General features: G+C 59.7%; 13 protein-coding genes. 4 read left to right on the top strand and 9 right to left on the bottom strand.

Annotated features, from left to right (window positions below; genetic code table 11):
* Nucleotides 1–7: 7 nt before the first annotated feature.
* From tssL to B0W55_RS12550, 5 genes are all read right to left on the bottom strand, one after another.
* The gene (tssL, locus tag B0W55_RS12570) at nucleotides 8–688 is read right to left on the bottom strand and encodes a type VI secretion system protein TssL, short form (protein ID WP_077046316.1); all 681 of its coding nucleotides are present in this window, start codon (nucleotides 686–688) and stop codon (nucleotides 8–10) included.
* Nucleotides 685–2,040, bottom strand: coding sequence for a type VI secretion system baseplate subunit TssK (gene tssK / locus B0W55_RS12565; protein WP_077046315.1), 1,356 nt, complete (start codon nucleotides 2,038–2,040; stop codon nucleotides 685–687). Before tssK ends, tssL begins: the two co-directional genes overlap by 4 nt.
* 39 nt (nucleotides 2,041–2,079) lie before the next feature.
* A complete protein-coding gene (gene tssC / locus B0W55_RS12560) occupies nucleotides 2,080–3,618 on the bottom strand; it encodes a type VI secretion system contractile sheath large subunit (RefSeq protein ID WP_077046314.1) in 1,539 nt (512 codons plus the stop codon).
* A 33-nt stretch (nucleotides 3,619–3,651) separates the two neighbouring features.
* Nucleotides 3,652–4,155 (bottom strand): type VI secretion system contractile sheath small subunit, encoded by a 504-nt coding sequence (gene tssB, locus B0W55_RS12555; RefSeq protein ID WP_077046313.1) that lies wholly within the window; start codon nucleotides 4,153–4,155, stop codon nucleotides 3,652–3,654.
* 421 nt (nucleotides 4,156–4,576) lie between these two features.
* Nucleotides 4,577–4,996 (bottom strand): HD domain-containing protein, encoded by a 420-nt coding sequence (locus B0W55_RS12550; protein ID WP_077046312.1) that lies wholly within the window; start codon nucleotides 4,994–4,996, stop codon nucleotides 4,577–4,579.
* A gap of 206 nt (nucleotides 4,997–5,202) precedes the next feature.
* Here B0W55_RS12550 and B0W55_RS12545 point away from each other — a divergent pair, with 206 nt between their 5' ends.
* Both B0W55_RS12545 and B0W55_RS12540 read left to right on the top strand, forming a co-directional pair.
* Complete coding sequence (locus B0W55_RS12545; protein ID WP_077046311.1) at nucleotides 5,203–5,439, top strand: hypothetical protein; 237 nt, start codon at nucleotides 5,203–5,205, stop codon at nucleotides 5,437–5,439.
* A gap of 176 nt (nucleotides 5,440–5,615) precedes the next feature.
* Complete coding sequence (locus tag B0W55_RS12540; protein WP_077046310.1) at nucleotides 5,616–6,353, top strand: hypothetical protein; 738 nt, start codon at nucleotides 5,616–5,618, stop codon at nucleotides 6,351–6,353.
* Between the two features lie 34 nt (nucleotides 6,354–6,387).
* Here the strand turns inward: B0W55_RS12540 and B0W55_RS12535 are convergent, their stop codons facing one another.
* Nucleotides 6,388–7,191 carry a hypothetical protein gene (locus B0W55_RS12535; RefSeq protein ID WP_077046309.1) on the bottom strand — a complete coding sequence of 268 codons (804 nt, stop codon included), beginning with the start codon at nucleotides 7,189–7,191 and terminating at the stop codon, nucleotides 6,388–6,390.
* 323 nt (nucleotides 7,192–7,514) lie between these two features.
* On the opposite strand from B0W55_RS12535, the gene B0W55_RS12530 reads away from it, so the two are divergent.
* Nucleotides 7,515–8,456 carry an AraC family transcriptional regulator gene (locus B0W55_RS12530; protein ID WP_256576281.1) on the top strand — a complete coding sequence of 314 codons (942 nt, stop codon included), beginning with the start codon at nucleotides 7,515–7,517 and terminating at the stop codon, nucleotides 8,454–8,456.
* A 44-nt stretch (nucleotides 8,457–8,500) separates the two neighbouring features.
* Here the strand turns inward: B0W55_RS12530 and B0W55_RS12525 are convergent, their stop codons facing one another.
* Nucleotides 8,501–10,420, bottom strand: coding sequence for a tyrosine-protein phosphatase (locus B0W55_RS12525; protein WP_077046307.1), 1,920 nt, complete (start codon nucleotides 10,418–10,420; stop codon nucleotides 8,501–8,503).
* Nucleotides 10,421–11,007: 587 nt separating this feature from the next.
* On the opposite strand from B0W55_RS12525, the gene B0W55_RS12520 reads away from it, so the two are divergent.
* On the top strand, nucleotides 11,008–11,295 hold the full coding sequence (locus B0W55_RS12520; protein WP_077046306.1) for a fructose-bisphosphate aldolase: 288 nt from the start codon (nucleotides 11,008–11,010) through the stop codon (nucleotides 11,293–11,295).
* A gap of 135 nt (nucleotides 11,296–11,430) precedes the next feature.
* Here the strand turns inward: B0W55_RS12520 and B0W55_RS12515 are convergent, their stop codons facing one another.
* Nucleotides 11,431–11,991 carry a nucleotidyltransferase family protein gene (locus B0W55_RS12515; RefSeq protein ID WP_077046352.1) on the bottom strand — a complete coding sequence of 187 codons (561 nt, stop codon included), beginning with the start codon at nucleotides 11,989–11,991 and terminating at the stop codon, nucleotides 11,431–11,433.
* A 121-nt stretch (nucleotides 11,992–12,112) separates the two neighbouring features.
* On the bottom strand, nucleotides 12,113–12,483 hold a 371-nt coding region (locus B0W55_RS30785; protein ID WP_077046305.1), incomplete at its 5' end, for a hypothetical protein.

The raw sequence follows: 12,483 nt of genomic DNA, 5'->3' as shown, positions 1-12,483 counted from the left end.
CGGCCCCTCACACCTGATCCGGCACGAGCGTAGCGATCAGACCTGCAAGCAGGTGATCGAGCGCCCACCAAGTGGCTGCCAGTAACAGCCCGGCGGCAATCGCACTGCCCAACGGCGTATGCAACCAGCCTGGCGTGACCCTGCGACGCAAGCCGACTTGCGTCGCAATCGGCTGATCGATAGGCAGGGGCGCGACCTGCGTGCCCAGGGCAGTCACCCACTGCTCACGCTCCGGGGCTTTGTCATCGCGATAGCGGCCCTTGAAGCCGAGCATCAGCACCCGGTGGAAAACCGTCAGTACGTGCGGGTCCGGCGCCGGTTCGCGCAGCACTTCGCGCATGTCCTCGTACAGAAACTCACCGGCCTGATGCCGATTGAAGAACCTGGCTTGCAGTGGCTCACCGGCCCACTTGGTGTGTTGCTTATCCTCGGCACGACCGAGTACGGTCTCGTCCAGCAATGCGCACTGGGCGTGGCTGATATGCTCAACGCTGCGCTGGCTCAAGCCTGCCTGCTCAAGTTGCTGACGCACGTACTCGACCTGGCTGATGCAAAGGTCCATCAGTTGCTCACTGCTGTGCACCGGCGTGCCATGCAGCAGTTCGACCACCAGCAGGTAGCTGTCCTGCAGGAGCGCGTCGACATCGACCGCCGCTGACGTTGGTTTTTTCGAAGCGATCAGTTTCATGTGCGTAGTACCGCGAACAGTTCGAGTTTGACCTCGGCCAAAGTGCCGGGAACGTAGAAGGCGCAGGTACCCGCGGCCAGCATCGCCTTGCCCTTCTCATGGCTCAGATCAAGGGCGAAGTACTGGTTTTCCAGGCGCAGCGGAATGGCCGCCGGTACATGGCTGAGGGACTTCAGGGGCACCCCGTCGAGCGCGGCGTTGACCAGTTGATCGACGTCGTCCGGCGCGCCGATCTTGCACAGGCGCGGGAACTGGTCCTGCAACTGCGCGGCCGGCAAGCGGCAACGCACCGACAGGTAAAAATCCGCGCCGTCAGGCTCTTTAAGGCGCGCGTCGTTGAGGGTGACCTGCCAGCGGTTGGCACCGTTTTCCTTGAGCTCAAGGGCAATGACCCGCGAAGGCAGGCTGGCCTCGAGCAAGGTGGAGATCAGGCCCAGCAGTGGCGGGAACACCTGTTCAAGGTGCTCGTGGCTGTAGGCCGGAATCTGCTCGATATCGTGCTCCAGCGAGAAGGTCAGCAGGCTGCCGGCCAGTTTGGCCAGTTGCGGATAGACCTGTTCGGGATGCCGCTCAGGCTGCGCCTTGAGATCGGCCAGGATCGGCTGGTAGGTGTTCAAGGCATTGAGCAGCCAGAACAACGACACGTCCGCCACGGCGAAATCGGCCATGCGCTGGTTGCTCTCGCGCCGCATGCCCATCAGGCGCTGGCGCTTGGCGGACAACTGGGTCAACAGATTGTCCAGCTGCATCAGCAACCCCGGGTGCGCGGCGAAACTGAGCAGCGGCGGGATGTAGTGCGAATCAAGATTCCAGGCGCCCTGCCCGTCTCGCACCAGCCGGGCGATCGGGCAGGTCAGGTAGTCGCCATTGTCGTCATGGGCAAAGCGCAGGCTCAGCACATGTTCCAGCACGCCGATCGATTGCGTGTCGTCACCGTAGAGATCCTGTACCTGGCGCCAATCCTGTCGATAACGCGTCGGGCGATCGGCCTTGTTCGCTTCGAACAGGCAGTTGTTGCCATTGGCCTGCTCCAGCGGCAAGGCCAGGAGCAGGGTCGCGTTCTGAATGTCCTCGGGCAACAGACGATCCAGTTTCAGCCCCGGCGGCAGACGATCCACATGGTCGCTGTCGATCAAGGTGCCGTCGGGCATGCGCAGGCGCAATCGGGAGGCTTTGAGCTTGCCCAGTTGCAGCGCCTGCTGATCAAACGCCACAGCCTGGATTCCCCAAGGATGCACCAGCGACAGCTGAGCCAGCCCCTGGTTGGTCCAGGCTTCCCAGCGGGCCTGCTGCTGAAATTGCTGCGGAGACAACAGTGCCCCCGCGGCCCACAAGGGGCGGTCGATTTTCATGACATCGTTTCCCTACGAATTGACTTCGTTGAAAGAGACTCAGGCCTTGGCCTTGGGCATCTGCGAAACCAGGGACAAATTGACGTCCATGCCTTCCACCTGGAAATGCGGCACGGCGTACAACTTGACGCGGAAGAAGCCAGGGTTGTCGTCAATGTCTTCCACGATGACCTTGGCCTCTCGCAGCGGGTGCGAAGCCTGCAGGTCGTCGCCCGGGTCGGTCATCTCGGTCACCAGCCCACCGACCCACTTGTTCAGCTCAAGCTCGAGCAAACGTCGGTCCTTGGTAGTACCGATGTTTTCGCGCTGGATCAGCTTCAGGTAATGGGCGATGCGCGACAGCAGGAAGATGTACGGCAGGCGCGAGTTGATGCGGCTGTTGGCGGTCGCATCGGCGGTGTCGTACAGCGCCGGTTTCTGCGCTGAGTTGGCGGAGAAGAAGCAGGCGTAGTCGCGGTTCTTGTAGTACGAAAGCGGGATGAAACCGAGGTTGGCGAATTCGAATTCGCGGGTCTCCGGGATCATCACTTCCGAAGGAATTTTCACCTGATTACCGGTGCCCAAGTCGTACAGATGGATCGGCAGATCGGTCACCGCACCACCCGACTGCGGCCCGCGAATCTGCACGCACCAGCCGTTGGCGATGAAGCTCTTGACCATGTTGGCGGCAAAGGCGAACGAGGCGTTGGTCCACAGGTATTTGTCGTGATCCGGCCCCTTGACGTTTTCGATGTAGTTGAAGCTGCGCACCGGAATGGTGTCCGGACCATAGGGCAGACGTCCCAGCACCCGTGGCAAGAGCAGGCCGATGTAGCGGGCATCGTCGCTGTCGCGGAACGACTTCCACTTGATGTATTCGGCGCGGTCGAAGTAGTTGCCGATGTCCTTGATCGCCGCCACTTCTTCCATCGACTGTTTGCCAAAGAAGGCCGGCCCAACAGAGCCAATGAACGGCATGTGCGCCGCCGCCGAGACTTTGGAGATGTTGCGCAGCAAGGCAATGTCCTGCGGGCTGCGATCGAACTCGAAGTTGGAAATGGCCGCGGCAATCGGCTCGCCGCCCGGCGTGTCGTACTCCTGGGTGTAGGTGTGCACGTACAGGCCACTCTGGGCGATTTCCGGCGCGTCTTCGAAGTCCTGAACGAGGTGATCCTTGCTGATATCCAGCAGTTCGATGCGCACGTTCTTGCGGAAATCCGTTTGATCGATCAACGACTTGACGCCGCGCCAGGTGGACTCGACGCGCTGGAAATCTGCGTGATGCATGACCGCATCAAGTTGACGGCTGATCTGCATATCCAGTGACGCAATATGCTCATCCAGCAAGGCTTTATCCAGGCGCTCCACTTTCTGTGAAGATTGTTTAAGCAACTTGAGGAATACACTGACAGCCGCGGTAACCCGTTCATCGGCAGTGGCTTCCGACAGGGCCTCGGCATTCTGGAAAACTTCAATGCCACCCAAACTTACGACCGGGCTCAGATTGATCTTTCCAAACAGCACGCTATACACACCCTGACTTTCTTCAGACAACACTGTAGCGCCGCGCGATTGCACGTTAGAACTTTCTACGGACATTTCGGGAACTTCCTTTTAATAGAACCTGTTTAATTAACGAACGTCTTGCGGAGCCAGCGCTGCCAGTTCGTTTCGCAGCTCGTCACTCAGGGCATCGTCCTTGAGGATCCGCTCCAGTTCCTGGCGGAAGGTGGCGTTATCGAGCAGGTTGGATTTGAGGTCGCGCAACAGGTTACGCATGGCCAGCAGCGCCCGCAGCTGTGGGATCTGCCGGGCCACTTGCTCCGGTTCGAAGTCTTTCATGCTCTGGAATTTGAGCTCGATCGAGGTATCGCCGGCGTCGTCGGCCAAGGTGTTTTCGACCGCCAGCTTCAACCCGGGGGAGTATTCGGCCAGCACGCTATCGAAGTTGTTTTTGTTGATGCTGACTTTGCTTCTTTCCGATAACGAGCGTTGTTCTTTACCGTTACTGTAATCGCCCATCACCATCAACTTCAGGGGCAGTTCAACTTTCTTTTGCGCACCACCTGTGTGCAAATCGAGCTTGATATTGACCCGAGCCTTGGGCACTTCATTTTGGAAACTGTTAGAAGCCATAATTCCTCCATGTAAATCCGCAATAGCGGTTGCTATTCCATCTTTCAGCGACATTGAAACTCGCGGCGCTCGCCGAAAACGATACACACTGGCGGCTGACCGCGATATGGAACTATTCCGAAAAACAAAAGGGCCAAAACCTTCAGAGAACGATCTTCATGAACTGGCATGCCGCCTGTTTTCGGGAGGCCAACGATGCACCATCCCATGGTGCCGTGCCACCCCCAAAAGCAAGTCGGGACGCGTCCTACGCACTACATAGCCAGGGCCTACATGCAAAACAGAAATTTCCTGCAGAGTGTCAGACAGTGCCTACAGCCAAGTCGCCATAAAGCTGAATGGGAGTAGTCTTTGTGACCCGTTTTCTCGCTACAAAAAAGCAGATTTCCACTACATTTTTCTTATCTAGGCAACCCGCCATTCAGCGCAACATTCCTATCGCCCGACGATACTTTTCGACGCGTTCCAGATCATCCCAACTCGGCTGCGCGATGCGCGAGATATCACTGTTTTCCTCCAGATCCGCCCGTTTCACTACGCGACCAATCGGGTTCTGCGCGGCGCGGGCAATGAAGTCCTCGTAGGTCTCCCCGTCAACCCTGGTGACCGATGCGATGGCTGTCAGCACCGTTTCGCTGAAGCCTTCCTGGCGCAGTTCCTCAAGGCTGATGTCACAGTCCTCGACCACGTCGTGCAGGACCGCAACGATGCGTTCCTCCAGCGTGGTGACTTTGAGCATCACCCGCAGCGCATGCAGGATGTACGGCGAGCCACCCTTGTCCACCTGCCCTGCGTGGGCGCCGGCTGCGATGGCGATGGCATGTTCCAGTGTCTGTGTCATTGGCTCTCTCCTTGATAAACCGCCTTATTGATACGTTGTGGATACATCACCGCATTGCGTTGTTTCCCGCGTGTTACCTCAACGCTGCGCTTGTCACTTCTGCGCGACCAGGCCGGCCCCTAGAGTATGGCCTTCGGTGCGAAGACAGGGGCACCGGTTGTCGGCCCTGCCCCGCGCCGATTCTCAATCACGGAAGAGGTGAAATCATGAGTTTCGTCAAAGTGGAAAAGAACCAGAGCAGCGCCCCGTCGGAAGCCGAGATGAAAAAGGCCATGATCGAGTCCGGCGGCGTACCCGGTGAAGTGACTGGCACCAACGCCGCCCGGACCCTGACCTACACCGGCGTGGTCAATCACACGGTGTACGAGAACAAGCTGATCGAGGTGGCCAAAGGCAAACGCAATAGCTGGAACTTCGTCTGGGCCGACGCGCAGGCGGCCTGAGTAGCAAGGGGGCGGTCCGAGGGCCGCCCCGCTTGATACCGCGCCGTTACCCGTGTGTAACACCAAGACACTTAGCTACCCTGCCCTACCCGCCTAGTGTGAAGCCGTCAATGGATCGACCGGGGTTGCCCGCGGCCCGTTGATGACCCAACACACCACCAAGGAAGAAGCAAACCATGAGCAAATCAATCGCTGTCAGCCAACACAGCCAGCAGCTTCACAATGATGTGCAAGAAGCCGTCAAATCGATCATGGGCGCAACGCAACTCAAGGCGTCGGACTACAACAAGGTATTGCGGTCCGCGCTGGCGGCTTCGCAGAAAACCGTCACCATCGAAATCGCACCGGGCGACCTGACCCTGCTGAAAAAGTCGGGTTACAAACTGTGCTTTGCCAAGAAAGTGGGCGATGCGGATTACAACGTGGTGTGGCAGTCGTATGACGCCTACCTCAGCAACAATGAATTCAGCTGGACCCCGCAATATCAGCTCTTCGCCTCCAACGTGTTCAAGGAAAACGTGCAGGTCAAGGTCTCGACCAACATCGTCAATATCGGCCTGGGGCAAACCTCGACTCTCGATGAAAACGGCCTGCTGAGCCCAGCGGTAACGGGCGGTCCGGATGTTTCCCTGACACTCGTCAACAACTACGCGCCGATCCATCCCGGGGTTAACCAGCTGTCCACCGGCATCGATGGTAACCAGGTCAGCACCCCGATTTACGTGGCGGTGAATCAGGTGGTCACTGGCAATACCGTGTTGACGCCTGTGGAAACCATCCTCGTATGGTTCGAACAGAATGTGCAGACCAGCACCATGTTCAGTACCTCACGCTCCAAGGCGATCGAAATCGACCTGACGTTCGATAACACCGCAGGTCGCCTGTATGAAGGCGGTACTTGGAAAACCGTGTAACCGATGCACCGGGGCAACCTCGCGGTTGCCCCTTCTATTCCTCGAACGCGCCTGCAGAAAAGTAACCCGCCAGCGACACGCAGATCGACGCCGCCAGGTCCTCCTGGGTGGCGATGCCATAGGGCTGAGTGCGATCGAACTGCGCCGACCAGCGTATCCGCCCCTGCGCCACATCCACCAGGCGCAACGATGCACGCACCCGCGCTGGCTCGACCCGCACGCTGCCCTCCAGGCAATAGCTATAGCGCCCGCCGCGACCAATGTCAGGCGCCTTGAGGCTGCTGCGCGGGACCCGCATCAGCACATGGCTGGCGCCGGTTTGTGCCTGCTCGAACGACTCGAACAAACGGCAACTCAACTCCTCGCTCAACCCCTTGGCAAAGTCATCGCCATCGCGGGTCAGGCAGGTGAATGGCTGGATCTGCAGCACCGGGTGCCAGGTGCCAGCGCCCTGGGGTCGCAGTCTCTGATAGGCCAGGCGATAGCAGCCCGGCGGAATGCTCAGCCGCACCGGATCATGCTGACCATTGCTGGCGTAATGCGCCGCGAGTTTGCGTCGCAAGCGGCCTACCTGCACCCGCACCACCGGATCGTCGCCGGTGCAATACACCGCCGGGTCACGGCGAAACACCGCAATGCCGATGGCGTGCTCGGTCAGGGGGACATTGGAAGATTGCAGGTCGTGCTCGACCAGAAAGCGCAACAGACTGCCCATGCGCCGGGACTTGGCAAACAGAGGGCTGGCCAGCAAGGACGCCAGCACCCTTTCCATCTCTTGTGGGTCGAGTGGTTCGGCAGCAGCGGACGCACTCGCTTGGACCATGCTTTTGATCACCATCGCCTGCCTCCGTGCAGGTTGCCGACAGGAATAGATGTCGTACTCCGTGGGTACACCGGTGAAAGAGCCAGGAGGGCCCGCGCACCGCAACGTCCAAGCGTAGCAGTCATGAGGAAACGGGCAGGCAAATACGATGATAGCAACCTGACATCCGACGAACGTTGAAATGAGCGTTTGCTCGTTACAAGACGTCACATTCCGGTCATGACAGCCTGCTAGCGTTCAAGGGTTTGCCCCGACCTCTTTTCGTTCAACTGCTCAAGGCGACACTTCAGGTGTACATAAGCCCGACCCGCAAGCCCTTCATCCTCAGGTCCCACGACATGAGCAGCGACGACTTCGGCGCGCTGTTCTCGCAGATGTTCGGCAACCGTTATGCCGACGCCCTGCCGCCGCCCGGCAACATCATCATTGGCGGTGTCTATGGCAGGCACGACGGGGTCAGTTTCCGCCGCATGCATTACCGGGGCGATTTCACCGTGGCGTTTCCCGACCCCTTCGACGAAATCACCTTTGTCATTCCCACCGCCGGCAAGATCATCTTCAACCATGCCACCGAATCGGTCGGCCTGACCCAGGTCGGCCTGGCCATCGATAAAGCCGATGTGCGCTCGGTGCGTTTCCTCGACGATCATGCCCAGCACGGTCTCTCGATCAAACGCAGGCTGCTCACCGAACGTCTGTCGACCCTACTGGGCAAGCCGATCCTGCAAAAGCTGCACTTCGAAACGGTGGTGGATTTGCACGCTTCGGCATTCCAGGGCATCAGGGCGCTGGTGGATCTGGCCACCGGCAGCGAGTTCGATTTGCTGCTCAATGCCGGCTCGCTGATGCCATCGCGGCTTCAGGAAATGCTGATCGATGCGGTGTTGGACAGTTGGCCGCACAACTACACGGAAGCCTTGCGCCGCCCCGCTCCACTGATCGCGCCCCGGCATGTGAAACTGGCCGTGGAATACATTCAGGAACATCCCGAGATTTTGGTCAGCGGTACCGACCTGGCCCGATTGAGCAACGTCAGCCTGCGCGCCTTGCAGGAAGGTTTTCAGCGGTTCGTGGGGACTTCGATCGTCGCCTATCAACGCCAGGTACGCCTGGAACGTGCCTACGCGGCACTGGCCGGCAATCCCCCGCCATCGGTCACAGAGGTCGCCGTAGGGTTGGGTTTCAGCAATGTCGGGCGGTTTTGCCAGTACTTCCAGCACGCCTATGGCGTCAGCCCGGCCGAGGTGCGGAGCGGCTCGCGAACGCGCCGCTCGGCTTGAACGTATATGGCCCAGGCCGCCGCGAAGGTGGCCTGGGCCCTGGGTCAGAACAGGTAACTGGCTTTGAGGCTGCCATAACTGCCATGGCTGTCGCCGCCACCGCTGGCACCGACCTCAGCACCCAGGCTCAACGGCCCCAGGTTGGCCATGACGTTGACGCCACCGGTGAACTGGTCCCGATTGTCGAAGGCAGCACGCTGTTCGATATCCAGCCCCAGCAGATGGCCTTCGCTGTCGACCTGGTGATCGCCCAGCACATGCTCGTACCCCACCTGCACGCCCGGCACCAGTTGCCAGGCGCCCAAGGCGATGGCCGTGAACGAGGCATTGAGATTGGCCACGGCACTGCGGCGGGTTTCGTGGATGCCGTCGACGTCGAGGGCCAGTTCGCTGCCCTTCTCCTGGAAACCGGACAAATCAAGGTGACTGACCCGTACGCCGAGGCTTGGCTCCAGGGTCACAGCGCTGAGCGGCACGCGGTAGCCCAATGCCAACGTCATGCCGGTGAGCGTGCCATGGCTGTCGCCCTTGGCCGTGCCCAGGCCACCGCCGAGGTCGCGCTTGCTGTCGTAGTCCAGGTAACCGGCGCTGGCGTCGGCGTCGACGAACAGGCCGCGTTCCAGGCCATTGGGTGCGAAACGCGCACCGACGCTGAAGAAGGTCAAGTCGGTATCCGCCTCGCCACCCGCCCCGCCGACGTTGCCGCGGCTGTAGCCAAAGCCGCCATGGGTACTGAGTTGTTCGGAGAAGCGCTGGGTGACGCCGACCATCATCCCTTGGCTGTGCTCATTGCTGCTGTCGGCGTGGGACGAACCGTCGGTGCCGAGATAGCCGGCCAGCGCGGTGCTCCATAGGCGATATTGGCCGGCCTTGAGGTCGGTGCCGCTGGTGAAAGGCGCGGCGGCTTGTTCGATCAGCGCATTCTGACGCAGCAGGTAACTGGCGGCGTCGGCGTGCACCTGGCCGCCGACGGTGGACTCGACCCCGCCGAGGCTGCCGGCATCGATCGCCGATTGCAGGTAATAGTTGTAGTCGCTGTAGGTGCCCGACAGGCTGCTGCTCTGCAACTGTTGCAACAGCTGCGCACCGGCCGCCGCGTTACCCAACAGGCCCGCCTGACCCGGCAGGCTGTTGTACTCCACCATCTTGCCGCGCAGCACGTAGAGGGTTTCCTGGGACAGCCCCAGGCCTTGCTTGAGGTAGTTATCCATGGTGCCGTACTGCGCCGTGATCTGGTCCAGGCCCGCTTGCAGGTAACTGGCATCCACCCCCAGCAGCGGCGCATAAATGGCGGCCATGGCCGGTGGCATCGCCGCCAGCGTCGCCTGCATCCGGGCGGCGGTGTAGTCGTTGGTGGCCAGGTAGTTGCTCAAGATGGTGGCGTTATCGACCCCGGCGATGCTCTGCAGCACGGCCGCGGTCCAGCCGGTGCGGTCCTTGCCGGCGGTGCAGTGAAACAGCGCGGCACCGTCGACCGCGGCCAGTTCGTTGAACAACGTGCTCAATTGGCCGCGCATCCCTGCGTCACTGACAAAGGCGCGGTTGGTTTCCTGCATCATTGCAATCGCGTTGGCGGCGCTGGTGATCGAAATCGTGGTGATGTTCGAACCCGACGTGGTACTGCCGATGATGTCGATGTTGCGGTAGGTCGCGCCGGTGAGCAGCGTGTCGGGGGTGGCGGCGATTTCGCTGGGGGTGCGCAAGTCGTAGATGGCCTTGATGCCCAGGCCGTTCAAGGTGGCCAGGTCTGCCGTTGATGGAGTCAGCGCGTTGGAGCGGTAGAACACCCCGGCCCGCAGGGTGCCGTCGTGGCTTGTCGAGTAGGCCGTGGTGATACCGGCGATGTCGCGGAAGTTGTCGATGCTCTTGAGCCGTGGAGTATCGAGCACCACGGTGTCGGCAGCCTGGGCGGCGGCGATGGACAGGCTCAGAACGGACAGCGAACACAGAAGACGTTGGAACACGGTGCAGCCTCATTGATAAAGCGTTGGGCTGCCTACTATCTGCATGGAAATGCTACTGAATATGACAAATTGCGCATGCACGGGAATGGGTGCGCGATGTGTCCGTGGGGTGCGTTATTTGTCTATTTGGGTGTCAGCAAAATGCGTAGGAAACGTCCGACTGTGGTGAGGGGATTTATCCCTGTTGGGCTGCGAAGCGGTCCTGAGGCCGGCTAGCCCATTTCCTAGGACGATTCCGAGTGCCCGGTTTTACGACGGCTGCGCCGCCGATCGGGGATGAATCCCCTCACCACACGGGTATTGGGCGTCCTACAGGGCGGTTGCGAGGGGCGGAATCGATGCCTAATGTTGGGCCGTCGCTGACTTGGTTGGCGACTGGGGGTTTCGCAGCCCTAGCGTGCTAAGTACACAGTTGTCAGAATACGACGCGGCTTTTTCGCCAGCGTCTTTTTTATGGCAGCTGTGCGTGGGAGACCTTCGGGTCTGCCGAGTCTTAGCTCCTCGGTCTGCGAACCCGCGCATAGCTGCCACCCAATTTGTTTCGCAGCAAAGGGTGCGAACTCAATTATTCGAGCTAAGGATTTCATATGATCGATGCACTCCCGCCACGCCGCTTCATCCCCATGTCCCAAATCGCCACCGACTACCCCGTCCTCCTGATCGACAACCAGGCCCCCCTCCGCGAACTCCACAACTGCGTCGCCGAACGCCTGAACGCCGTCCTGCAATACCTCAACCTCATGGCCTGCACCAGCCTCCCCGACTACGCCGAAAACGACATCAACACGGTGACCAACATTTCGCGAATCCTGCTGCAGGATGTGCGGGATGTGTTTGCGGTGATAGAACAACGTGGATTTGAGGCGCCCAAGTGACCACACGTTAGCTACGAGAACCCGTAGGTGTCAGACTGTGTGAAAACGTAGTCTGATAAATGCGTTTTTTAGCAAAGGGCGAAACTGAGTATGAACCCAGCGACCAGTGGGGTTGGTGCGCCGTGAATACCTCATTCACATCGGCAGGATTTTCAGCCAAGGCCAGCGAGCCTGATAGCTTTTAGCTTTCTGCTCGAACAAATCCGGCTGGGGGTTTTTCGGGTTGATGCGAAGAATCCCCTGCTCCGTATCACCCAGTCCGTTTGGCGCATAGACTTCGCCCGTTTCAATATCCAGCCCCAGACAAGTCCCCGCAACCAGGTAGCGATCAACGCCTTCTTTCGATGACTGAAGCGCTGGGTAAGGTTTGCCAAAGCGCTGGCCGTACCAAAGGTGAACGCGGGCCTGATTCCTGATTTCGACATTGACGCCAAGGTCCTGGAACAGAGCCTGAGCTGAGCGGATAACCTGATCCTCAGCCTCCCATGACAGGTCCGTATCGAAATAGAAAACGTCGTAGTCCTTGATCCCCCAATCCGCGGGTCGATGTGAATGTTGATTCCATACCGCCTGGAATAAACAGCCTGCGGTGAGCATGCATTGGTCAAGGCCGAGTGATGGCAGGCGTGAGGTCACTTGCGCGTTAACTGGATTGGTCATTGCGATGCTGAGCAACTGATCGGGAGTCAATGCCATCTTCATTCCTTGAAATTCATTGGTGTGCTGCTGCCATCGAAGGCCATGGTGCTGGTTATAAAACACCACATCCCTGTGGTTTTCATACCTGTCGTGTCGATGCGGACCGACACGCGTTCACTCAATGCATTTTTTTCGATGTCGATGTGCCGGCCTTGCTCAGCCCCTTGGCGTTGTGGTCGCCGGGCGTCGAAGCCGAAATGGCGGTGGCTTTGGTCAGGCCGCGGGTGTCTTTGGAGTGAGCGATGCCGGAAGTCGTGGTGCCATGCCCGTTATCGTCATTACGCTCACTGCCATAGTGGTTGCCACTAGTGCCGTGGTTGCGCGTAGCCTTGCCGGCATGATCGCTGGCCAATCCCTTGCCGTGGCCACTGCTGTCAGTGTTGCCAGCGTGATCGGAACCATTGCGGCCACCACCGACGCCACCTCCGTGACCGCCACCATTACCTGCGCCGTTGCCGCCACCGTTTCCACCGCCGTGGCCACCACCAC

Source organism: Pseudomonas sp. KK4 (assembly GCF_001984065.1).
In the GTDB taxonomy this organism is placed as follows: domain Bacteria; phylum Pseudomonadota; class Gammaproteobacteria; order Pseudomonadales; family Pseudomonadaceae; genus Aquipseudomonas.
This window is presented reverse-complemented; position numbering and strand designations above follow the sequence as displayed.

Excerpts from the sequence above, each read along its gene's own strand:
- tssL (WP_077046316.1), bottom strand. The coding sequence starts at position 688 with ATGAAACTGATCGCTTCGAAAAAACCAACGTCAGCGGCGGTCGATGTC.
- tssK (WP_077046315.1), bottom strand. The coding sequence starts at position 2,040 with ATGAAAATCGACCGCCCCTTGTGGGCCGCGGGGGCACTGTTGTCTCCG.
- tssC (WP_077046314.1), bottom strand. The coding sequence starts at position 3,618 with ATGTCCGTAGAAAGTTCTAACGTGCAATCGCGCGGCGCTACAGTGTTG.
- tssB (WP_077046313.1), bottom strand. The coding sequence starts at position 4,155 with ATGGCTTCTAACAGTTTCCAAAATGAAGTGCCCAAGGCTCGGGTCAAT.
- B0W55_RS12550 (WP_077046312.1), bottom strand. The coding sequence starts at position 4,996 with ATGACACAGACACTGGAACATGCCATCGCCATCGCAGCCGGCGCCCAC.
- B0W55_RS12545 (WP_077046311.1), top strand. The coding sequence starts at position 5,203 with ATGAGTTTCGTCAAAGTGGAAAAGAACCAGAGCAGCGCCCCGTCGGAA.
- B0W55_RS12540 (WP_077046310.1), top strand. The coding sequence starts at position 5,616 with ATGAGCAAATCAATCGCTGTCAGCCAACACAGCCAGCAGCTTCACAAT.
- B0W55_RS12535 (WP_077046309.1), bottom strand. The coding sequence starts at position 7,191 with ATGGTGATCAAAAGCATGGTCCAAGCGAGTGCGTCCGCTGCTGCCGAA.
- B0W55_RS12530 (WP_256576281.1), top strand. The coding sequence starts at position 7,515 with ATGAGCAGCGACGACTTCGGCGCGCTGTTCTCGCAGATGTTCGGCAAC.
- B0W55_RS12520 (WP_077046306.1), top strand. The coding sequence starts at position 11,008 with ATGATCGATGCACTCCCGCCACGCCGCTTCATCCCCATGTCCCAAATC.
- B0W55_RS12515 (WP_077046352.1), bottom strand. The coding sequence starts at position 11,991 with ATGGCATTGACTCCCGATCAGTTGCTCAGCATCGCAATGACCAATCCA.